The sequence below is a fragment of the Plantactinospora sp. GCM10030261 genome, from assembly GCF_042666615.1.
Taxonomy (GTDB): Bacteria; Actinomycetota; Actinomycetes; order Mycobacteriales; family Micromonosporaceae; genus KBS50.
Window position 1 is genome coordinate 30,796 of the sequence record NZ_JBHTDD010000010.1, and the last position, 20,888, is coordinate 51,683.

Annotated in this window: 17 protein-coding genes and 1 pseudogene; 12 read left to right on the forward strand and 6 right to left on the reverse strand. The window is 70.9% G+C overall.

Annotated features, from left to right (window positions below):
• Window positions 1–51: 51 nt before the first annotated feature.
• A complete protein-coding gene (locus tag ACFQUZ_RS14170; RefSeq protein ID WP_377442083.1) occupies window positions 52–1,674 on the forward strand; it encodes an acetolactate synthase in 1,623 nt (540 codons plus the stop codon).
• Here the strand turns inward: ACFQUZ_RS14170 and ACFQUZ_RS14175 are convergent.
• Window positions 1,647–3,260 carry a DUF6020 family protein gene (locus tag ACFQUZ_RS14175; RefSeq protein WP_377442085.1) on the reverse strand — a complete coding sequence of 538 codons (1,614 nt, stop codon included), beginning with the start codon at window positions 3,258–3,260 and terminating at the stop codon, window positions 1,647–1,649. The genes ACFQUZ_RS14170 and ACFQUZ_RS14175 overlap by 28 nt on opposite strands.
• Window positions 3,261–3,444: 184 nt before the next feature.
• Between ACFQUZ_RS14175 and ACFQUZ_RS14180 the strand changes: the two genes are divergently transcribed.
• Both ACFQUZ_RS14180 and ACFQUZ_RS14185 read left to right on the forward strand, forming a co-directional pair.
• Window positions 3,445–4,467 carry an ATP-binding cassette domain-containing protein gene (locus ACFQUZ_RS14180; RefSeq protein ID WP_377442416.1) on the forward strand — a complete coding sequence of 341 codons (1,023 nt, stop codon included), beginning with the start codon at window positions 3,445–3,447 and terminating at the stop codon, window positions 4,465–4,467.
• The gene (locus ACFQUZ_RS14185; protein ID WP_377442087.1) at window positions 4,464–5,279 is read left to right on the forward strand and encodes an ABC transporter permease; all 816 of its coding nucleotides are present in this window, start codon (window positions 4,464–4,466) and stop codon (window positions 5,277–5,279) included. Before ACFQUZ_RS14180 ends, ACFQUZ_RS14185 begins: the two co-directional genes overlap by 4 nt.
• Here ACFQUZ_RS14185 and ACFQUZ_RS14190 read toward each other — a convergent pair.
• The 4 genes and pseudogenes from ACFQUZ_RS14190 to ACFQUZ_RS14205 all read right to left on the reverse strand — a co-directional run bounded on the left by ACFQUZ_RS14190 (window position 5,263) and on the right by ACFQUZ_RS14205 (window position 9,853).
• Complete coding sequence (locus ACFQUZ_RS14190; protein ID WP_377442089.1) at window positions 5,263–8,457, reverse strand: BTAD domain-containing putative transcriptional regulator; 3,195 nt, start codon at window positions 8,455–8,457, stop codon at window positions 5,263–5,265. The two genes, ACFQUZ_RS14185 and ACFQUZ_RS14190, sit on opposite strands and share 17 nt — an antisense overlap.
• 237 nt (window positions 8,458–8,694) lie before the next feature.
• Window positions 8,695–9,066: pseudogene (locus ACFQUZ_RS14195) on the reverse strand (PLD nuclease N-terminal domain-containing protein); the annotation flags it as partial.
• Window positions 9,067–9,098: 32 nt separating this feature from the next.
• Window positions 9,099–9,464, reverse strand: a complete 366-nt coding sequence (locus ACFQUZ_RS14200) for a DUF202 domain-containing protein (RefSeq protein ID WP_377442091.1) — start codon at window positions 9,462–9,464, stop codon at window positions 9,099–9,101.
• Complete coding sequence (locus ACFQUZ_RS14205) at window positions 9,461–9,853, reverse strand: YidH family protein (RefSeq protein ID WP_377442093.1); 393 nt, start codon at window positions 9,851–9,853, stop codon at window positions 9,461–9,463. The genes ACFQUZ_RS14200 and ACFQUZ_RS14205 overlap by 4 nt, the downstream gene beginning before the upstream one ends.
• A 63-nt stretch (window positions 9,854–9,916) precedes the next feature.
• Between ACFQUZ_RS14205 and ACFQUZ_RS14210 the strand changes: the two genes are divergently transcribed.
• The 8 genes from ACFQUZ_RS14210 to ACFQUZ_RS14245 all read left to right on the forward strand — a co-directional run bounded on the left by ACFQUZ_RS14210 (window position 9,917) and on the right by ACFQUZ_RS14245 (window position 18,697).
• Entirely contained in the window at window positions 9,917–10,720 is an 804-nt protein-coding gene (locus ACFQUZ_RS14210) for a GNAT family N-acetyltransferase (RefSeq protein WP_377442095.1), read from the forward strand.
• Complete coding sequence (locus ACFQUZ_RS14215; protein WP_377442097.1) at window positions 10,717–11,127, forward strand: hypothetical protein; 411 nt, start codon at window positions 10,717–10,719, stop codon at window positions 11,125–11,127. Before ACFQUZ_RS14210 ends, ACFQUZ_RS14215 begins: the two co-directional genes overlap by 4 nt.
• A gap of 376 nt (window positions 11,128–11,503) precedes the next feature.
• Entirely contained in the window at window positions 11,504–12,283 is a 780-nt protein-coding gene (locus tag ACFQUZ_RS14220; RefSeq protein WP_377442099.1) for an electron transfer flavoprotein subunit beta/FixA family protein, read from the forward strand.
• A gap of 12 nt (window positions 12,284–12,295) precedes the next feature.
• Window positions 12,296–13,255, forward strand: coding sequence for an electron transfer flavoprotein subunit alpha/FixB family protein (locus ACFQUZ_RS14225; RefSeq protein ID WP_377442102.1), 960 nt, complete (start codon window positions 12,296–12,298; stop codon window positions 13,253–13,255).
• Between the two features lie 190 nt (window positions 13,256–13,445).
• Window positions 13,446–13,886: a YbaB/EbfC family nucleoid-associated protein gene (locus ACFQUZ_RS14230; RefSeq protein ID WP_377442104.1), complete on the forward strand. Its 441-nt coding sequence runs from the start codon at window positions 13,446–13,448 to the stop codon at window positions 13,884–13,886.
• A gap of 2 nt (window positions 13,887–13,888) precedes the next feature.
• Complete coding sequence (locus ACFQUZ_RS14235) at window positions 13,889–14,203, forward strand: type VII secretion target (RefSeq protein WP_377442106.1); 315 nt, start codon at window positions 13,889–13,891, stop codon at window positions 14,201–14,203.
• A 9-nt stretch (window positions 14,204–14,212) separates the two neighbouring features.
• Entirely contained in the window at window positions 14,213–14,917 is a 705-nt protein-coding gene (locus ACFQUZ_RS14240; protein ID WP_377442109.1) for a WXG100 family type VII secretion target, read from the forward strand.
• A gap of 189 nt (window positions 14,918–15,106) precedes the next feature.
• Complete coding sequence (locus ACFQUZ_RS14245) at window positions 15,107–18,697, forward strand: DUF6531 domain-containing protein (protein WP_377442418.1); 3,591 nt, start codon at window positions 15,107–15,109, stop codon at window positions 18,695–18,697.
• A gap of 654 nt (window positions 18,698–19,351) precedes the next feature.
• Here ACFQUZ_RS14245 and ACFQUZ_RS14250 read toward each other — a convergent pair.
• A complete protein-coding gene (locus ACFQUZ_RS14250) occupies window positions 19,352–19,585 on the reverse strand; it encodes a hypothetical protein (RefSeq protein WP_377442112.1) in 234 nt (77 codons plus the stop codon).
• A 229-nt stretch (window positions 19,586–19,814) separates the two neighbouring features.
• Between ACFQUZ_RS14250 and ACFQUZ_RS14255 the strand changes: the two genes are divergently transcribed.
• Window positions 19,815–20,876, forward strand: a complete 1,062-nt coding sequence (locus ACFQUZ_RS14255; protein ID WP_377442114.1) for a GNAT family N-acetyltransferase — start codon at window positions 19,815–19,817, stop codon at window positions 20,874–20,876.
• Window positions 20,877–20,888: the final 12 nt, after the last annotated feature.

Below are 20,888 nucleotides of genomic sequence, written 5' to 3' on the forward strand. Positions count from 1 at the left end.
TTGACCGACCGGTAACCTGCACGGGAGCGAGTCGACGATGGGAGCAGGGGCATGGCCGACCAGATCGAGGGACACGGCGGCGAGCTGGCACTCGCCGCGTTGCGCGCGTACGGGGTGACCGAGATGTTCACCCTGTCGGGCGGGCACGTCTTCCCGCTCTACGACGCGGCGCACAAGACCGGGTTCCCGATCTACGACGTACGCCACGAGCAGTCGGCGGTGTTCGCCGCCGAGGCGGTGGCCAAGCTGCAGCGCCGGCCCGGTCTCGCGGTGCTCACCGCCGGTCCCGGCGTGACCAACGGCATCTCGGGCCTGACCAGTGCCTTCTTCAACGCGTCCCCGGTGCTGGTGCTCGGTGGTCGGGCACCGGCCTTCCGGTGGGGGGCGGGCAGCCTCCAGGAGATCGACCATGTGCCGCTGGTCCGGCCGGTCACCAAACACGCGGCGACCGTCGGCTCGACCGACGAGATCACCGGTGCCGTGAGCGAAGCACTCACCGCGGCGCTGACCCCGCACCGCGGCCCGGTATTTCTCGACCTGCCGCTTGAGGTGGTCTTCTCCACCGGTGAGGTGGCTCGGCCGGCGGCCACTCCGGTCGACCCGGCCCGGCCAGATCCGGACGACGTCACCCGGGCGGCCGGGCTGCTCGCCGCCGCGGAGCGACCGGTCATCATCGCCGGCTCCGACGTGTACGCGGGCGGCGCGGTGGCCGCCCTCCGGGAGGCCGCCGAGGCGCTCGGCGTGCCGGTGTTCACAAACGGCATGGGCCGTGGCGCGCTGCCACCCGAGCATCCGCTCGCCTTCGCGAAGGCCCGCCGGGTGGCGCTGAAGACGGCGGACGTGGTGGCCGTGGTCGGCACCCCGCTGGACTTCCGGCTCGGCTTCGGCGACTTCGGCGACGCCCAGGTCGTCCACATCGTTGACGCGCCGACGCAGCGGGCCACGCACGTGCAGCCGGCCGTCTCGCCCGCCGGGGACCTGCGGCTGATCCTGTCCGCGCTGGCCGACCACCCGGGCACCCGGGCCGACCACACCGACTGGATCGCGCAGCTGCGGACCGCCGAGGACGCCGCCAAGGAACGCGACGCCGAGGCGATGGCCGCCGACACCGACCCGATCCGGCCGGCCCGGGTGTACGGCGAGCTGCGCAAGGTGCTCGACCGGGACGCCATCACCATCGGCGACGGTGGTGACTTCGTGTCGTACGCGGGACGCTTCCTGGAGCCGGCACAGCCCGGCACTTGGCTGGATCCCGGCCCGTACGGCTGCCTGGGCACCGGCATGGGCTACGCCATGGGGGCCCGGGTCAGCCATCCGGACCGGCAGATCTGCGTGCTGATGGGCGATGGCGCCGCCGGCTTCTCGCTGATGGACGTCGAATCCCTGGTCCGCCAGAAGTTGCCCGTGGTGATCGTCGTTGGCAACAACGGCATCTGGGGCCTGGAGAAGCACCCGATGCGGGGGATGTACGGCTACGACGTGGCCGCCGACCTGCAACCTGGGCTCCGCTACGACGACGTGGTGCGGGCGCTCGGCGGCGCGGGCGAGACGGTGTCGAAGGCGGCGGATCTCGGTCCGGCGCTGCGCCGCGCGTTCGACGCCGGCGTGCCGTACCTGGTAAACGTGCTGACCGATCCGGCCGACGCTTACCCGCGCTCGTCCAACCTGGCCTGACGCTGGTCCCCGGGCGGTTCCTGGGGTGCGCTGTCGCCCGTACGCGGGGTCGCTGGCGGCTGCCCCGCGGGGCGGGGCGTGGCCAGGCGCGGCCGGGCCAGCACCACCGGCAGCAGCAGGATCCCGATGACCATCGGCACGACCACGTACCGCGCGGCCTGCACCGCGTTCACCGGCAGCAGGGAGAGTTGGACCCCGAGCGACAGGGTGCCGAGCGCGAGCAGGCTGCGGTCCCGGCGCCGTAGGGCAGCGATCGCCAGCAGCAGGTAGCTGAGGTAGGCCCAGGTGGCGCCCCGCCACAGCAGCCACTGTGGCTCCACCGTCGCGGCGTTGAGCCGGTCCGCGTACGACTGCGCCCGCTGGCTCAACGGCCGGGAGTACGCGGCGTCGCGGGCCGGACTGGCCTGGAAGGCGGCGTCCCGGGCCACGTAGCTCCGCACCGACCAGGGGTGCGGGTTCCGCCGGACGTCGGGGGTCGGGGTCGGCTGCCAGGCGATCGCTCCCCGGCAGACGCGGGCCCCGAACACCGTCCCGGGTGCACGCCGGGCCAGCGACCACCACACCGCCATGAGCTCCGACTTCTTCCTGGCGGCGGCTCGGCGGTCGAAGGCCGGCGAGTGCACTGTGGGGTCCACGAACGAGCAGTTTGCCGAGTCCCGCCACAGGGTCAGCGGAGCCACCGACGCCATGACGCCGAGGTCGGCGGCGGAGAACGATCCAGGATCCGCCGCGTAGCCGACGGCGATGTCGGAGAAGAACGACTCGTAGGCCACCACCGACTCGGCCTCGCGCACACCCAGCCCCGGCAGCAGGAGCCAGTTGACCGACAGCGCCACGGTCACGGCCGTGGCGCCGGCCACCAGCAGCCGCTTCCGCTCACCGCGCAGCAGGAGGGCGCAGAGCGCGATGGTGATCGCCACCGCCAGGAAGCCGTTCTGCCGGAAGAGGCAGCACAGGGTCAACTCCGCGAGCAATGCCAGTTGCAGCGACCGAGAGGTGGCGGGCCCGACGCCGTCCCGGTGCCTGGCGACAATCCGGGCAAGGGTGCCGAGCAGGAATACGTACGCGATGACGAACGCGACGTCCTTCCAGACCACAACCAGGAGCGTGCCGATCGGGGGAAGGGCCGTCAGCACGACGGCGCTGGTGAACCAGAGCCAACCGGGGCCCCCGAGCCGGCGCAGCCCGGTCACCGTGTAACCGAGGCCGGCCGCGGTGGCCGCGATCTGGGCAAGCGTCAGGGCCGCCACCCCGCCGGTGAGTTGCAGGGCCAGCCAGACGAGGGCGGTGTACGCGATCGGATGGTGGGTGTTCCAGTCGCCGGTGCTGGCCTGCTTCAGGTAGTCCAGTGAGTCGGGGCTGAACAGTCCGGGATGGTAGGCCACCCACCAGAACAGCAGCACGGCCATTGTGGCCCCGGCGGTGACCACGCCGAGCACCGGCCATCGACGCGGCACGGGAGTTGGCTGGTCGCCCATGGCTGCCTGGAGGCCGCCCGCGGTGTGCGGATCGTCGGGCGAGTCGAGCGGTTCGCCCGGGGTGATGGCCCGTTCCGGCCGCGTTTCGTCGGTGTCTGTGTCACCCATGACCGTCGTGACTCCTTGACAGGGCCAAAAATCAACAGGGCGGAGAGGGGACCGCCGCCGGCCGCGTCATGGTACGGCGGGCCCCACGGCGAGCGTGTCAGCGGGCTGTCAGCGGAGGTTGGCAAACGTCAGCAAAAGGTCAGGGGTGGCCGGCATGGTGGAGGTGACAAAGAAGGAGACCTTCATGAGCCACACCATCATGGCCGAGGGGTTGGTCCGCCGGTTCGGCGCCACCACCGCCCTGGCCGGCGTGGACCTCGCCGTCCGGACCGGCACGGTCTTCGGCCTGCTCGGGCCGAACGGCGCGGGTAAGACCACCGCGGTCCGGGTGCTCGCCACCCTGCTCCGGCCGGACGAGGGAACGGCCCGGGTCGGCGGTTTCGACGTGGTCCGCGACGCCCACCGGGTGCGCCAGTTGATCGGCCTGACCGGCCAGTACGCCTCGGTCGACGAAACCTTGACCGGCGCGGAGAACCTGCTGCTGATCGGCCGGCTGCTCGATATGTCCCGGGCGGACGCCAAGGCGCGGGCCCGGGAGCTGCTTGCCGACTTCCACCTCTCGGACGCGGCCGACCGACCGGCCAAGACCTACTCCGGCGGCATGCGCCGGCGGCTCGACCTGGCGGCCAGCCTGGTCGGCCGGCCGAAGGTGCTGTTCCTCGACGAACCGACCACCGGCCTCGACCCGCGCAGCCGCAACGAGTTGTGGGGGATCGTCCGGGAGCTGGTCGGGGGCGGCGTCACCGTGCTGCTGACCACGCAGTACCTGGAGGAGGCCGACCAACTGGCCGACGAGATCGCGGTCGTCGATCACGGGCGGGTGATCGCGCAGGGCACCCCCGAGGAGCTGAAGACCAAGACCGGTGGGCAGGCGCTTACCGTCCGTCCGGCCGATCCCACCGACCTGCCGCGGGTCGTCTCGATCATGGCAGAGGTGACCGGCGCGGAGCCGGAGGTCAGTCAGAGCGCGGTGACGGCGCCGGTGAACGACGAGGCGGTGCTGCCGGCCGCCGTGCGCAGGCTCGACGAGGCCCGGGTGCGGGTGGCCGAGTTGGCGCTGCGCGGCTCCACCCTGGACGAGGTGTTCCTGTCGCTGACCGGGCATCGCGCCGAGGACGGGACCGACGATCAGGACAGCGCGGCCGGGGCCGGCCGCCGCGACGGAACGGGCCTGCCCTCGGCGCGGCCGGAGAGGACCACCGCATGACCGCGACCACCGCCACCCTGGGGCCGGCCCTCGCGCCGAACCGCCGGGTCGGCCCGACCGCCGGGCTGCGGCACACCATGAGCCTGGCCTGGCGCAGCCTCGTGCAGATCCGGCACAACCCCATGGAGCTGCTGGACCTCAGCGTTCAGCCGATCATGTTCGTGCTGCTCTTCACGTACGTCTTCGGCACCGCGATCGCTGGCTCCTCCGGTGACTACCTGCGTTTCATGCTGCCCGGCATCGTGGTGCAGAACGCCCTGTTCGCCACCATGACCACCGGCTTCGGGCTGAACAACGACCTGACCAAGGGCGTGTTCGACCGGCTGCGGTCGTTGCCGATCGCCAGGTGGTCGCCGCTGGCCGGCCGGATTCTCGCTGACACCGTGAAGCAGGCATGGTCCATCGCCCTGCTGCTCGGGGTGGGGATGGTTCTCGGGTTCCGGATCGGCACCGGGGTGTTCGGCCTGCTCGGCGCGTTCGCGTTGCTGCTGGTGTTCTCGCTGGCGGCGTCGTGGATCTCGGTGCTGGTCGGGTTGCTGGTCACCGAGCCGGAGAAGGTGCAGATCTTCGGCTTCATGGTCATCTTTCCGTTGACCTTCACCAGCAACGTGTTCGTCCCGACCGACAAGATGCCCGGGTGGTTGCAGAACTGGGTGACCGTCAACCCGGTGACCATCGTCGCCGACGCCCTGCGTGGCCTGCTGGTCAGCGGCCCGGTGGCGTGGCCGGTGGCACAGACCCTGCTCTGGTCGGCGGCGATCGTGCTGGTGTTCGTTCCGCTGTCGCTGCGGGCCTTCAGCCGCCGGATCTGACCCCGTCCAGGAGGCTTCGCACCAGGTCGATCGCGGTCGTGGCGGTGGTGCCGCGACCGCGGTCGAAGCACTCGGCGAACTCCGCGCCGAGCGCGGCGCGGGTGGCCGCCTCGATCCGGCCCCCCTCCAGCAGCGACCGGTCGGGGGCGCCGCGTACGCCGGCCGCCGCCCCGAGCAGGACCGCGGCCTCCCGCGCCCGGTCGGTCCGCAGCGCCAGATCCGCCCAGCCCATCAGGACCGTTCCGAGCACCGGCACGTCGTGCGATTCGACGGCGAAGGCGAGTGCCCGCTCGTGCGTGGCACGGGCAGCCTCCGGATCACCCTCGGCCGCCTCCACCGCGCCGAGTGATGAGCTGAGCATCGCCTGCCAGTGCGGCGAGGTGGGCCGGTCGGCCATCAGCCGCTCGGCCTCCTCCAGCCGGCGACGTGCCGCCGTCCAGCGGCCCTGCGCCCGCAGGATCTCGGCATGCTGGTACGCCACGGACGCGCGACACTCAACGGAACCGAGCCGGTCCGCCATCAGCTGTGCCTCCGCCAGTTGCTCCAGGGCACGCTCGGTCTCACCGAGGTGCCACTGCTCCCGGGCCAGGAAGAACTGCACCTCCACGGCGTCCTCGGTCGTGCCCAACGCCCGGCTCTCCACGAGGGCCCGCTCGCAGTGCTCGGCGGCATGCGCATGGTCACCCCGTCGCGACAGCAGATCGGCGAGGGCGAGCTGGGTGTAGGCGAGACCCCACCGGTCGCCGAGCGTCCGGTACCGCGCCAACGCGCTCTCCAGGGCGGCCTCGGCGGGGCGGTCGGGCCGTCCGATGTTGAGTTCCGCCATGGCGTGGAACATCCGGACGGTCGCCGCCAACCAGGGGTCCTCGTCGTCGAACAGGTCCCGCAACTGGTCGATGGCGGGTTGCCCGAAGTGGGTGTCGAACGCCGTCGCCAACGGACGGACCAACCGCAGCATCGGGTGGCTGGACCGGTGCGCCTCGGCAAGGGCGGCGGCCCGGCGCAGCCAGGACCGGCCCTTGTCCAGCCCAGCGGTCAGCATGACGAGCGCGCAGTTGGCGTACGCGAGGGCATACGCCCGGGCCGACACCCGGTCGGCTCCGGGCAGGGTGAGCGTCTGCTCGGCGATCTGGGCGCCCTCCAGCCGGTGTCCGCGCAACCACCAGTACCAGCCGAGCGCCGCGACGAACCGCACCGCGATCTCGAGGTCGCCACCGGCGCTGGCCCAGCGCAGGCCCGCGTTCGCGTTGTCGTGCTCGGCCGACAGCCGCCGGAGCCAGCGCACCTGCTCCGGACCGCGGATGCGGGACTCGGTCGTCTCGGCGAGTGCCAGGAACTCCTCGGCGTGCGCCCGGTGCATCCGGTCGGCCTCGCCCGCCTCGGCGAGCCGCTGGCGACCGTACTCCCGGATCGTCTCCAGCAACCGGTAGCGTGGCTCGACCTCGCCGACCGTCACCACCAGGGACTTGTCGACAAGCGCGGACAACCGGTCGACGACGTCCTCGGCCGGCACCTCGGGGCCGGCGCAGACCCGCTCGATGGCGTCCAGGGTGGCTCCGCCGACGAAGACAGACAGCCGGCACAGCAGCGCCCGTTCCGCCGGGTCCAGCAGGTCCCAGCTCCAGTCGACGACCGCCCGGAGCGTCTGATGCCGGGGGAGCGCGGTCCGGCTGCCGCCGGTGAGCAGCCGGAACCGGTCGTCGAGCCGGGCCGCGACCTGCGCCGGGGTCATCGCGCGCAACCGGGCGGCGGCCAGCTCGATGGCCAGCGGCATCCCGTCGAGTGCCCGGCATATCCGGATCACGTCGGCCGTGGTCTCCGGATTGACCGCGAAGTCGGGCCGGACCGCGGTGGCCCGGTCGGCGAACAGTCGTACCGCCGGATAGCGCTGGGCCGACGCGTGGTCGGTGCCGTCCGGCGGCAGGGTGAGGGATTCCACCGGCCAGGTGGCCTCGCCCGTGATACCCAGCGGCTCCCGGCTGGTGGCCAGCACACGCAACGCCGGGCAGGTGGCGAGCAGCCGGTGGACGAGGGTGGCCACCGCGTCGAGCAGATGCTCGCAGTTGTCCACCACCAGAAGCAGCGAGCGTCCGCCGATGGCGGTGGCCAGCCGGGTGGTCGCGTCCACCGGATCCGTCGGCAGCGGCCGGGATCGGCCGCCACCCAACAGGGCCGGTTCCCGCAGCCCGAGCGCGTCGAGCACGGTGTACGGCACCTCGGCGGGGTCGGTGACCGGAGCGAGTTCGGCCATGCGTACGCCGTCGGGCGTCCGGCCGACGAGGGCCCGGGCGGATTCGACGGCCAGCCGGGTCTTCCCGGCACCGCCGGGACCGATAAGCGTGATGAGCCGGGAGGTGCTCATCAGGTCGGCGACCCGCCGGCAGTCGTCCTCCCGACCGACGAAGCTGGTCAGTCCGGCCGGCAGCCGGCGGACGTCGGCCGGGACAGGAGTCGCCGCGCCGAGCAGGTCGCGATGCAGGGCGGCGAGTTCGGCGGACGGGTCGGTGCCCAACGTGTCGGCGAGCGTGGTGCGGACCCGGTCGAAGACGTCCAGCGCCTCGGCCGGCCGGCCGGCCGCCCGCAGCGCCCGGATCAGTTGGCCAGCGGCGCGTTCCCGGAGCGGGTGCGCGGTCACCACGGCCCGCAGTTCGGGCACCAGCGCGTCGAACGCCCCGAGGGTCAGCCGGGCCTCCGCCCGGTCCTCGACCGCGGCCAGCCGCAGTTCCTCCAGGCGGGCGGCCGACGCGTGGACGACGCCGGTGTCCGTCAGGTCCGCCAGCGCCGGGCCGCGCCACAGCTCCAGCGCCGCGGCGAGCACCTGGTCGGCCTGTGCTGGATCGGTGAGCAGCAGGTGGCGTCCCCGCGCGGCGAGCCGTTCGAACCGCACCACATCCACCGCCTCGACCGGCAGCGTCAACCGGTAGCCCGCCGGGTGCGACTCGATCGTCGCCTCCGGCAGCGCCCGGCGAAGTCGGGAGACCAGGGCCTGGAGGGCGTTCTGGGTGCCCGCCGGCGGCACGCCGTCCCACACCCCGTCCGCCAGCCGGCGGGTGCCGACGACCTCACCGGCTTCGAGGGCGAGCAGGATCAGCAGCCGGCGCAGCCGGGTCCCGGCAAGCCGTATCGGGGCACCGGAGCCGTCAGCGACCGCCAACGGTCCGAGCATCGCGATCCGCACATCGTCGATTCTGCCTGGCGGACGCCCATGGTCGCCTCCACGTATCGGCCGCGGCGTGAGCCCGCCGCTCCGGTCGAGATGGAATCACTCGATCCGGCGAGGAGATCAGACGTCGGGGTGACGACCGTCACGGGGCGGTGGATCACCGTCGTCGGGCCTCGGCGCGGCGCCGGACGGGCCGGCCGCCCCGGTCTCGCCCCGGTCCAGCGCCCCACCGCGATCTCCGGGACGGTGGCCCCGTTCGGACCCGTCGCCGCCTCGGTCACGCTCCGGCGGAGTGCCGAGGTCCGACTCCCAGCGGTCGAACATCTCCCGTTGCCTGGTGTCCCGGCCACCGAGCGAGCGCAGGAAATCCGGGTCGTCGTCCGGAGCGGCGGGCCTGGCCGGTCCTCTCCGTGGACCGGCCGCGCCCTCGGCTGGCCGGCTGACCGGCCGTCCCGCCAGGAACCAGGCGACCGAACCGACGATCGGCAGCAGCAGAATGACCAGCACCCAGCCGTACCGGGGAAGTCCCCGGACCCTTTGACGGTCGGCCGACAGGCAGCTGATCAGGGCGAGGCTGGTCAGCACGATCTCGGCGAGCAGAAGCAGCAGAAATACGCGGACCATGGGCCAATAATGGCCCAAGATATCCGGGTCGCCTAGCGGGTGAGCAGGAGTGCCCCGCCAAGGAGGGCATAACCGACCGCGATCGCGGCGGACAACGGCAACGCCGGCCCGCCGGGCACCGGATCCGGCCGGTCACGACCGGACCCTCCGGGTCGGGGAGGCGATCCGGCGCGACGGGGTCCCGCCATCCGGCGGTAGGTCACCGCCACCACGAGGGTCCAGCCGGCCAGCGCCGCCGCGGCGCCGACCGCGCCAGCGACACCGTGGCCCAACGCCAGCCGGATGACCAGCAGCGCGACGACCGCATTGGCGAGCGCGTTGCGTCGCCAGGCCAACCGGGTACGTTCCGGTTGCAGGCCCGGATCACGGGCCGCCGGATCCCCGGTGCCGGCGGTCATCGGCCGCGGATCGCGCCGGTCAGCACGGCGACGATCAGCAGGATCGCGCCGACCCCGACCATCAGGGCCAGCACGGCGGGAAAGCGGGACGCCGGCAGCTCCTCACCGAGCCGGATGGCACGTTCGGTCCGAGCCCAGTGGTCCACCGCCCGCACCGCGACAAGTGCGCCCAGCGCGAGCAGCCCCACGGCCAGCGCCTCGCGTACCTGCGGCGTGGACAGCCGGGGGAGGAACTGGGCGACCGCCAGCCCGCCCGCGATCAGTGCCAGCCCGGTCCGCAGCCAGGCCAGGAACGTCCGCTCGTTGGCCAGCGAGAACCGGTAGTCCGGGGTGGTGCCGACCTCGCGCAGCTCCCGCGGGTGGAACCACGACCTGATCGTCCGCCACACGAGCGCCGATTATCCAGGTAAGGACCGGGATAATCCGGTGGTACCCCCGGATAGTGTGGGCGGATGACGGATCTTGATGTGGTCGCCCTGCGGAACGCCTTCGACAGCCAGCTCCGCCCGGAGGCCCCGGATCCGGTTCCGGCCGGGGTCACGGTGGAGCGGGACGGGCCGCTGGTCCGGGTCCGGGGAATGTTCGGCCGCGGATTCCTCACCTACCGGGACCTCGACGGGTTACGCGGCGACGAACTTACCGCGCTGATCGAGCGGCAGCGGGACCACTTCCGGCAGCTCGGCGAGCCGGTGGAGTGGAAGCACTACGCGCACGACGAGCCCGCCGACCTGCCGGACCGGCTGCGCGCGGCGGGCTTTGCCCCGGAGGACGAGGAGACCGTCGTGGTCGGGCCGGTCGCGTCGCTGGCCGCCACGATGCCGGTGGTGCCGGACGGCGTACGGCTGCGGGAGGTCACCGCCCGCGCGGACCTGGACCGGATCGCGGCCATGGAGGAGGAGGTCTGGCAGGCCGACCGGAGCCATCATGCGGGCATGTTGGAAAGTGAGTTGGCGGCGGCGCCGGACGGGCTGACCGTGGTGGTGGCCGAGGAGACGGATGGCGGCCGGGTGGTGAGCGCCGGGTGGATCCGGTACGAACGCGGCAGCAGCTTCGCCTCGCTGTGGGGTGGCGCGACGCTGGCCCAGTGGCGGGGCCGGGGGATCTACCGGGCCCTGGTCGTCCACCGGGCTCGGCTGGCGGACGCCCGCGGTTACGCGTTCCTCCAGGTGGATGCCTCTGACGACAGCCGGCCGATCCTGCAGCGGCTCGGCCTCGTTGCGATCACCACCACCACTCCGTACGTCTACACTCCGTGATCGTGGATGACCGGTTGAGTGATGACGAGCGGATGACCCTGAAGACCGCCGGGTTCGGCGCGGTCCTGCTGGTCTCCAATGCCGATCCGGGGCTGCTCTCCATGATCAAGGAAAGCTTCGCCGCCTCGGACACGATTGCCGCCTCGTCGGGTCTGGTGCGGGAGGTCCTGACCGGCGGACCGCTGCCGCGGCTGCCGGACGACCCGGCGGCCGCCGAGGAGGTCGTCTTCCCGGCGCTGCGCCGGTCGGTGGAGATCCTCTCCGAGCGGGCCCCGGACCAGGTGGACCGCTTCCGGGCGACAATCGTCGCTGCCGCCCACCGGGTCGCCGACGCGACCGAGGGGAAAAGCGGGGGTGAGGCGGCGATGGTCGCGAAGGTGATGGCCGCCCTGGGCGTAACGCCCTGACACCCCCCACCCCTTCTCCCGCCATCCCGCCCACCCCTCGTTCCCGTGATCTTGGAGTTCGGGTTGTGGTTATGGTCGGCTTGACCGCTTATGTCGCAGCCGAAATCGCAAGATCGCGGCGAGAGGAGGGGGCGTGCCGACGCCGCAGGCTACTAGCGGGTAACATGGCTGGTGGTCAACTGCACAGCAGCCTGCGGTTGACCGGCGTTCCCGGACGGGAGAGGCTGCGGCCCAGGACCGGGCCGCCCGCCAGCCGCCCGGGGCAACCCGCGGCAGCGTCGCACGGAGCAACTGTGCGGCAGCGCCGCACACTGGGACGACGCCCGGCGCCCGTCGGCGCGGCGGGCAACACCGACAGGAGGGTCGTCGAAGCGCGATGAACATCGTCGTACTCGTCAAGCAGGTGCCCGACTCGGGCGCGGACCGCAACCTGCGAAGTGACGACAACACCGTCGACCGCGGATCGGCAAACAACGTCATCAACGAGATGGACGAGTACGCCATCGAAGAGGCCCTGCGCGTCAAGGAGGCCCACGGCGGCGAGGTCACCATCCTCACCATGGGCCCGGACCGGGCCACCGAGTCCATCCGCAAGGCGCTGTCCATGGGGCCCGACAAGGCCGTCCACGTCGTCGACGACGCACTGCGCGGTTCCTGCGCCGTGGCCACCTCGAAGGTGCTCGCGGCGGCGCTCGGCCGGTTGAACGCGGACCTGGTCCTCTGCGGCGCCGAATCCACCGACGGACGGGTGCAGGTCCTGCCACACATGCTCGCCGAGCGGCTGGGCATCGCGGCGTTGACCGGGGCGCGAAAGCTCACCGTCGAGGGCGGCACGCTTACCGCCGAGCGGCAGACCGAGGAGGGCTACGAGATCCTCTCGGCCAGCACCCCGGCGATCGTCTCGGTCTGGGACACGATCAACGAGCCGCGCTACCCCTCGTTCAAGGGGATCATGGCCGCCAAGAAGAAGCCGGTGGACACCCTGTCCCTGGCCGAGTTGGATATCCCGGCCACCGAGGTCGGGCTGGCCGGGGCCACCAGCGAGGTGGTCGAGCACAGCAAGCGCCCGCCGCGTTCCGGCGGTCAGAAGGTGACCGACGAGGGCTCCGGCGGTGTCGCGCTTGTCGAGTTCCTCGCCGCCGAGAAGTTCGTCTGAGAGGGCGGAAACATGTCTGAGGTTCTCGTCGTCGTCGAGGCGACCAAGGAATTCGGCGTCAAGAAGGTCACGCTCGAGCAGCTCACGCTGGCCCGGGAGCTGGGCACCCCGTCCGCCGTGGTGCTGGGCGGACCGGGGGCCGCCGCGTCGCTCGCCGACAAGCTGGGTGAGTACGGCGCGCAGAAGATCTACGCCGCGGAGAGCGACGAAATCGACGGCTACCTGGTGGCGCCCAAGGCGACCGTGCTCGCCGAACTCGTCACCCGGGTGCAGCCGGCCGCCGTGCTGCTGGCCTCCAGCCAGGAGGGCAAGGAGATCGCCGCCCGGCTGGCGGTGAAGCTGGACAACGGCATCCTCACCGACGTGGTCGGGCTGACCGCCGAGGGAGTCGCCACCCAGGTCGCGTTCGCGGGTTCCACAATCGTCAAGTCGCGGGTGACCCGGGGCGTGCCGCTGGTGACCGTGCGGCCCAACTCGCTGACCCCGACCCCGGCGGCCGCCACGCCCGAGGTCGAGCAGATCAGCGTGCAGGTCACGGACGTGGACAAGCTGACCCGGGTGGCCGAGCGGGTGGCCGAGCAGAAGGGCTCCCGGCCGGAGCTGACCGAGGCTTCGGTGGTCGTCTCCGGTGGCCGGGGCGTCGGCAACGCGGACAACTTCAAGCTTGTCGAGGAGCTGGCCGACCTGCTCGGCGGCGCGGTCGGCGCGTCCCGGGCCGCTGTCGACTCCGGCTTCTACCCGCACCAGTTCCAGGTCGGTCAGACCGGAAAGACCGTGTCCCCGCAGCTCTACGTGGCGCTGGGCATCTCCGGGGCGATCCAGCACCGGGCCGGCATGCAGACCTCCAAGACGATCGTCGCCGTCAACAAGGACGGCGAGTCCCCGATCTTCGAGCTGGCCGACTTCGGCGTGGTCGGTGATCTGTTCAAGGTCGTGCCGCAGGCCGCCGAGGAGATCCGCAAGCGCAAGTAGCTGGTTAAGGACGGGCCCCTTCTTATCGCTTTTCGCATAGGAAGGGGCCCTTCTTGACATCCGGGCGCCGGTACGCCGGTGAGTTCCCGGCCGGCCCGGCTACCCACCGTCGCCGCGGTCATCCGAACCGTCACGGCGTTGTTAGACTCCTGTCGATCGTCGGCTTGGCGGGAGCGGGGGGATGGCGACGATGACGGGGTTTCCGGACGGTGCTGCCTTCCTGGATCCGGACAGTGCGCGTGACTATCTGCGGTCCTGGCAGCAGCGCGTCGACGCGATGGCGGCGAAGACGCAGGCCATGAGCGATCAGCTCGCGCAGCTACGGATCACCGTGCAGGACGACAACGGGCTGGTCGAGGTGACCGTCGACGCCACGGGCGTGCTTGTCGACCTGAAACTCACCCAGCGAATCCAGCGGTTCGATCCCGCTGTGGTCGCGCGGACCGTGATGTCCACCCTGCGTGCGGCACAGCTCGCGGCGGTTGCCCGGTCGCGGGAGATCGCGGTCGAGACCATGGGGCCCGACTCGACGACGGCGCGCGAGGTGGGTGACCGGATGCGGCGGATGCTCGATCAGCAGGATTCCACCGACGGTCCTCCGGCGCCCGCACCCCGTCGGTCGAGGCGGTAGCCGTGGCCGAGGCGTTCAACGTCGACGTTGCCCAGGTGCACCGGCATGCGGCGAAGGTGCTGGCCGTGCGGGATCAGATCGAGGCGGTCAAGGTCGCCAGCCGCGCGATCGCGCAGAACGACGCGGCCTACGGGCTGCTGTGCGGGTGGATCGCCGGGATTCTGGAGGCCCGACACCAACGCCAGGACGCCCTGTACGCGCAGGTGGAGGAGAACCTGTCCCGGGCGGCGGAGGCGTTGAAGGCCGCTGCCCAGCAGTTCGAGTCGACCGACGACTCGTCCTCGGTCGACATTCGCCAGGCCGGCCGGGTGCGGTGAGGCACCGCCATGGTTTCCCCCAACACGCTGATCGCCACGACGACGTCGACGGATCCGGCGTGGCGCGGGTCATCGCTGGCCGAGGGGTTCCAAGGTCTCCATCAGTCGGTGAGCGGCGGCTCCTGGGTCGACGGAATGCTGGCCGGCGGGTCATTCGCGTTGGAAGCCGCGGCCACGGTGATCGATCCGTTCAGTGCGCTGCTGGCCAACGGGCTCGGCTGGGCGATGGAGCACTTCGAACCGCTGCGTGAGGTGCTCGACAAGCTGGCGGGCATCCCCGACATGGTCACCGCACACGCCGAGACGTGGCGGAACATGGCTGGTGCGCTGCAGACCATGGCCGAGGACCTGGCCGCGAGCCTCGCCTCGGACCTGCCCGACTGGGTGGGCGGCGCGGCCGACGCGTACCAGTACACGATGGCGAACAACGTCGACGGGATCGGTGGCCTGTCGGTGCTGGCGGCGACCATGGCCTCGGCCACCGAGGCGGCGGGCAACCTGGTGCAGTTCACCCGGGACATCGTGCGAGACCTGATCGCCGACCTGGTGGCCCGGGTGATCGTCTGGGCGGCGGAAGCGTTGCTTGTCGTCACGATCCCCTTGGTCGCGGCGCAGATCGCGTCGGCGGTGCTGAAATGGTCCGGCCGGATCTTCGGCTACACCATGGCGCTGATCACCAGCCTCACCAACCTGAAGACGCTGATGGGCGACTGACCATGAGTGATGCGGATGGTGCCGATGGCTCGGCGTAGTGGGGGTTCCCGCGGTGGTGGTGCACCGTCGGGCACCCGTACCGATGGTGGCGGGGGCAGCGGGGCGCCGGGTCGGCGGGTTCCCGGTGGGCATCCGTCGACGGTGAGCGGTGGGGAGGCGGCGGTTCGATCGGCGCTGGACGGCGGTCGGATGGGTGACGCCGGCACGTTCGGCTTGACGCGGGGTGGGCAGGGGGCGCCGGGGGTGGTGCCGACGGGGGGTCGGGGCCGTAACACGGAGTCGACGGCTCCACGCGCGTTTGCGGATCCGCGGGCGAACGCCGTTCCACCGGCCAGCCGCCCGCAGTGTGGTGATCCCATCGACGTCGTCTTCGGCGACATGGTGTTGACCCAGACCGATGTGGAGCTGCCGGGCGCGTTGCCGCTGGTGTTGTCCCGGACGCACCTGTCGTCGTACCGGATGGGGTCGTGGTTTGGCCGGTCCTGGGCCTCGACGCTGGACCAGCGGCTGGAGCCGACCACGGACGGCGTGTTCGTCACCACCGACGACGGTCTGACCCTGGTCTATCCGGATGACGGAGATGGGCCGGCGCGGCTGCCGGTGGAGGGTCCGCGGTGGCCGCTGGCCGCGCAGCCGGACGGGTCGTGGACGGTGACGGATCCGTGGCGCGGGCGGGTGTGGCGGTTCGCGCCGGTCCCCGGTTACCGGCCGGGGACGCAGGTGCCGTTGGTGGCGATGAGTGACCGCAGCGGGCACTGGATCGAGGTGCGGTACGACGACTCCGGTTGCCCGACGGAGCTGGTCCACTCGGGGGGTTACCGGGTGCTGGTTTCCACCGAGGGCGACCGCATCATGGGCTTCGCCGTGGACGGTGTGGGGGATTTGGTCCGGTTCGGCTACGACGAGGCCGGTGACCTGAACGAGGTGGTGAACTCGTCGGGTTTGCCGTTGCGGTTCGACTATGACGCGGACGGGCGGATCGAGCGGTGGGTCGACCGTAACGGCTGCGAGTACGCCTATAGCTATGACGGTCAGGGCCGGTGTATCCGTGGCCGGGGGACCGATGGGTGTTTGGACGCCCGGTTGCAGTTCGACCCGGTGTCGCGGGTCACGACGGTCGCTGATTCGTTGGGCAACGTGACGCGGTACGGGATCAACGAGCGGCGTCAGGTGCAACGGGTGATCGACCCGTTGGGCGGGGTTACGGCGTACACGTGGGATCGGTATGACCGGAAGTTGTCCGAGACCGACCCGCTGGGGCGGACCACGACCTTCGGGTACGACGAGGCCGGTGACCTGGTGTCGGTCGTCCGTCCGGGCGGCAGCCGGATCACGGCGACCTACGACGACCAGCATCTGCCGACCGTCATCGTCGACGCCGACGGCGCGACCTGGCATCGGGCCTACGACGATCGCGGGAACCTGCGGTCGGTGGTCGACCCGACCGGCGCCACCACCACGTTCGACTACGACGACGCCGGCCACCTGGCCGAGGTGACCGACCCGCTCGGCGGCGTAACCCGGGTCGCCATGGATGCCGCGGGCCTGGTGCGGGAGATCACTGACCCGACCGGGGCGGTGACGCGGTATGCCCGCGATCCGGCAGGTCGGGTGGTGGAGATGACGGACCCGGTGGGTGGCACCACCCACCTGGGTTGGACCCCGGAGGGCCGCCTCGCCTGGCGCCGCACCCCTGACGGCGCGAACGAGGAATGGACCTACGACGCCGAAGGTAATCTGCTTACGCATGTCGGCCCGGGCGGCGCGAGCACCGAGTTCGCGTACGGACCGTTCGACCTGCCTGTTTCGCGGACCGGCCCGGACGGCGCCCGGTTCACCTTCGGCTACGACACCGAGCTACGGCTGACCGACGTCACCAATCCGCAGGGCCTCGTCTGGACCTACACCCACGACGACGCCGGACGGCTGGTCGCCGAGACCGACTTCAACGGCAGCGCCCAGACCTATGTCCATGACGCCGCCGGCCAACCTGTCGCCCGGACCAACGGCGCCGGCCAGACCGTCGAACTGCACCGCGACCCGCTCGGCAATGTGGTTGAGACGCGCAGCGCGGAGGGCGTCACCACCTTCGGCTACGACCCGACCGGACGGCTGATCCGGGCCACCGGACCCGACGTCGACCTGCGCATCGACCGCGACCCGCTCGGCCGGACCACTGGCGAAACCCACAACGGCCGCGCCGTCACGTCGGCCTACGACGCCGCCGGTCGGCGCGTGCGGCGTCGTACCCCGAGCGGGGTGGAAAGCCGATGGGAGTACGACCCGGCGCACCGGCCGACCTCGTTGAGCGTCGCCGGGCACACCGTCGCCTTCACCCACGACCCGGCGGGCCGGGAGACCGGCCGCACGGTCGGCTCTGTCGTCCTGGCCCAAACGTTCGACCCCGGGCACCGGCTGCTCAGCCAAACCCTCACTGGCGCCGGCCCTGGCGTGCTGACCGCCCGTGGCTACACCTACCGGTCCGACGGATACCTCGTGGCGGCCACCGACAGCGCCACCGGCACCCGGCGCATCGACCTCGACCGCGCCGGCCGGATCACGGCCGTGCAGGCCGCCGGCTGGACCGAACGCTACGCGTACGACAGCGCCGGCAACCTCACCACCGCCGACCTGCCCGACGCGGGCGAAACGTCGGCGGTCACCGGCGAGCGTGAGTACGCCGGCACCCTCGTCCGCCGTGCCGGCGACACCCGCTACGAATACGACCCCGCCGGCCGGATGACCCTGCGCCAGCGAAAACAACGGTCTTCCAAGCCGCTGACCTGGCGCTACTACTGGAACAGCGACGACCGGCTCGCCGGCGTCGTCACTCCGGACGGCAGTCGCTGGCGCTACACCTACGACGGCCTCGGCCGCCGGATCAGCAAGCAGCGACTCGACGCCGGCGGCGTGGTCGCGGAGCAGGTCGACCATGCCTGGGACGGGCCGACGATCGTCGAGCGGACCCGACGCGGACCAGCCGGTGAGCACACCACCACCTGGGAACACACCCCCGGCACGTTCACCCCGATCGCCCAGGTGGACAGCCAACCCGACATCGACAGGCGTTTCCACGCCATCGTCGCCGACCTCACCGGCACCCCGACCGAACTGGTCACCCCGGACGGCGACCTCGCCTGGCAACGCCGCACCACGACCTGGGGGACGCCAACCCACGTCAGCGGCACCGGCGTGGACTGTCCGTTGCGCTTCCCCGGACAGATATACGATCCCGAGACAGGCGCGTCGTACAACTACTTCCGCTACTACGACCCGGACACCGGCCGGTACTCCTCGACGGATCCGCTGGGACTGGCCGCCGGCCCCAACCCACACACCTACGTCCCCAACCCCACCCGCCAAATCGACCCTCTCGGCCTCACTCCGTATCGTCCGCTCATGCACGGCAGCGGGCCTGCGCCGGGGGTGCTGGAGGTGAGCGAGAGAGCGAAATCGACCAAAGCCTTCGAGAACTATTCGCCGAGTGGTCGCGGCGGTATCGAATACGTTTTTGATCCGAGCAGTAATCGGATGCTGGTGGGAGCTCCGAAGGATTATCTCAACATTTGGGGGAGTCCTCACCAGCAGCTAGTTCACGCCGGTGGGCTGGATGCGCAGTCGGTTTTGGGTGGAATTTTCAGTCGTGACGAGGCAGGGCGAGCGACCTTCAACGAACACAGTGGTCACTACGGTGAGCGCTGGACGGCTAAAACCCGTCAACAATTTGCGGAGTTCCTCAATAGATTTGGCATAAGCTCGACCCATGATGAGTGGAGATAGGGCCGTGTGGCATCCCATAGTCGATCGGGGAGATGGGACCTGGATCGGAGTCACTGACGAACCCGGACTATGGGTCGGCAGCCAGGACACTCCTCAAGCGCTGGTGAGTCTCGAAGACCCGATCTTCCTGTGGCCTTTCCTTGAAAGGCCGATCAATCAGATTCGGAATGATCTCCGTCGGAGTTGGGAGGCGCTTTCACTAGGGGAAACATCCTCGCCGGAGAAGCTCTTGGAGTCGATCGTCGAGTCTGCAGTTCGGCAAAGCCGACCTTATTGGGTAGACCGCGCAATCGATTGGTTGGAACTAATGGCTGTATCCCCCGACTACGACGTCCGCTCTGCGAGAAGTTTGCTTTCGCAAATCAAACAAGCAACCGATCTGCCGCAAAAAATTCGTCACAGGGCGCTCAGAGTGATGGCCGCTTCCAAGGACTCGCCCAGAAGCGGTTGACGCGCACGTGCTAAGTCACGGGACGTGGTTGTGCGGAACGATTAGGGCGTTCCATGAGCAAGCGCACAAGGCAGACAAAACCTGATGGCTTCCGTCCCGTCGCTGGGCTCGCGTTTCGCCGAGGACGACGAGCGCTGGCGGATAATCAGACGGGCGGCGAACCTCGGGCGGACGTTCCACGGCTCGTACCCCGGCACCGTTGCCTACGTCAACGCGCGGTAGGCCACGGTGGCACGCACCGGGCGTAGCGTGACGAGGTGGACCTGGAACCGCTCGGACAGTTGGCCAACATGAATCCCGCCGAGGTCGGGCTCGCCCAGGTGCTCGTGCTCGACTCGTATGAAGACCCGTTGGAGGGGTTCGCCCGCGTACGGGGTGTGGAAGGTTGCTGGCACTTTGACCGTGCCGACGAGGTGGTCGCGTCCCTGGTCGCCCACGCGAGCATCGGGGCGGGTGTATGTCCAGTTCGAGGACCTTAGGATCGTGACGGCGACGTGGCTAGCCGTGACTGGCTAGTTGACCTACCGCGTGAGCCCTTGAAGGAGAAGACACCTTTCCCGAACCTCGTGCCAGCCGCCGAGTCGGGGTCGGAGGAAACTGGGCGAGCGCCGGAACGGCGGATTAACAAGTCGCGCCTCGGGCGGGTGGTCGCTAGGGTCGCCGGACGTGGCGGCGGAAACGACTATCAGGCCAGCGAATCCCGACGACCTGGCGGCGGTCGACGCCGCGTTCGGCGGGCCAGAAACACCATGGCGCAAGGCCGACGCCAGCACTCTGCTGGTCGCGTACACCGACGGCGAGGTGTCCGGCGCTGTCCTCGTACACCCTGACCTGTCCCGGATCGAGCCCGCCGATCCCGACCTGCCCCACTCACCGGCGATACAGGCGCTGGCCGTCGCACCCGCGTACCGCCGACTGGGCATCGGCGCGGCGCTGGTCCGCGCCGCCGAGGAACTGGCCCGTTCCTGGAACGGACAGATGCTCTGGGTGCTTGCCCCCGTCTCGACGGACGAGGCCGTCACCGGGCTGGCCGACCGGCTCGGTTACGAGGACTGGGGGAACGGCATCCGGGAGCGGGCCGGCACGCCGTACCGCCTGCTTGTAAAGATCATCGACCCGGAGTTGCCCGGCTTCGACCGCTGGGACGCCTGGGATCCACGGAACGTTGCCGGGCTGCTGGCCGGCGTTGACGCGACGTGGTGGGTGGCCGGCGGTTGGGCGCTCGACCTCTGGCACGGCGAGCAGACCCGCCCGCACGAGGACCTGGAGATCGCCGTACCGCGGGAACGGTTCGACCTCGTCCGCGCCGCGCTGGACGGCTACCGGCTCTACACGGCCGGCAATGGCCAGGTACGCCCCGTCGGCCCAGCCGACCAGCCGCCGCTGGACCGGCACCAGGTCTGGGTCTGCGACCCCACCGTGCCGGCCTGGCGGATGGACGTGTTCCTCGACGCGGGTGACGCCGACACCTGGGCGTTCCGCAGGGATCCGGAGATCCGCGGGCGCCGAGTCGACCTGCACGGTCGCACCGACGACGGGATCCCGTACCTGCGGCCGGAGGTTGTCCTGCTGCACAAGGCCCGGCTGCTGCGAGACAAGGACCGGGACGACTTCGATCGCGCCCTGCCGGCGCTGTCCGGGCAGAGCCGCCGCTGGCTGGATGCCGCGCTGGCCCGCACGCTCCCGGACCATCCGTGGCGGCAGGAGTTGACCACAGACAGGAGCTGACCGACGGGCCGG

Bases quoted from the DNA above. Each gene is read 5' to 3' on its own strand.
- ACFQUZ_RS14245 (WP_377442418.1), top strand. From the start codon at position 15,107: ATGGGTGACGCCGGCACGTTCGGCTTGACGCGGGGTGGGCAGGGGGCG.
- ACFQUZ_RS14185 (WP_377442087.1), top strand. From the start codon at position 4,464: ATGACCGCGACCACCGCCACCCTGGGGCCGGCCCTCGCGCCGAACCGC.
- ACFQUZ_RS14225 (WP_377442102.1), top strand. From the start codon at position 12,296: ATGTCTGAGGTTCTCGTCGTCGTCGAGGCGACCAAGGAATTCGGCGTC.
- ACFQUZ_RS14230 (WP_377442104.1), top strand. From the start codon at position 13,446: ATGACGGGGTTTCCGGACGGTGCTGCCTTCCTGGATCCGGACAGTGCG.
- ACFQUZ_RS14200 (WP_377442091.1), bottom strand. From the start codon at position 9,464: ATGACCGCCGGCACCGGGGATCCGGCGGCCCGTGATCCGGGCCTGCAA.
- ACFQUZ_RS14175 (WP_377442085.1), bottom strand. From the start codon at position 3,260: ATGGGTGACACAGACACCGACGAAACGCGGCCGGAACGGGCCATCACC.
- ACFQUZ_RS14220 (WP_377442099.1), top strand. From the start codon at position 11,504: ATGAACATCGTCGTACTCGTCAAGCAGGTGCCCGACTCGGGCGCGGAC.
- ACFQUZ_RS14170 (WP_377442083.1), top strand. From the start codon at position 52: ATGGCCGACCAGATCGAGGGACACGGCGGCGAGCTGGCACTCGCCGCG.
- ACFQUZ_RS14210 (WP_377442095.1), top strand. From the start codon at position 9,917: ATGACGGATCTTGATGTGGTCGCCCTGCGGAACGCCTTCGACAGCCAG.
- ACFQUZ_RS14240 (WP_377442109.1), top strand. From the start codon at position 14,213: ATGGTTTCCCCCAACACGCTGATCGCCACGACGACGTCGACGGATCCG.
- ACFQUZ_RS14180 (WP_377442416.1), top strand. From the start codon at position 3,445: ATGAGCCACACCATCATGGCCGAGGGGTTGGTCCGCCGGTTCGGCGCC.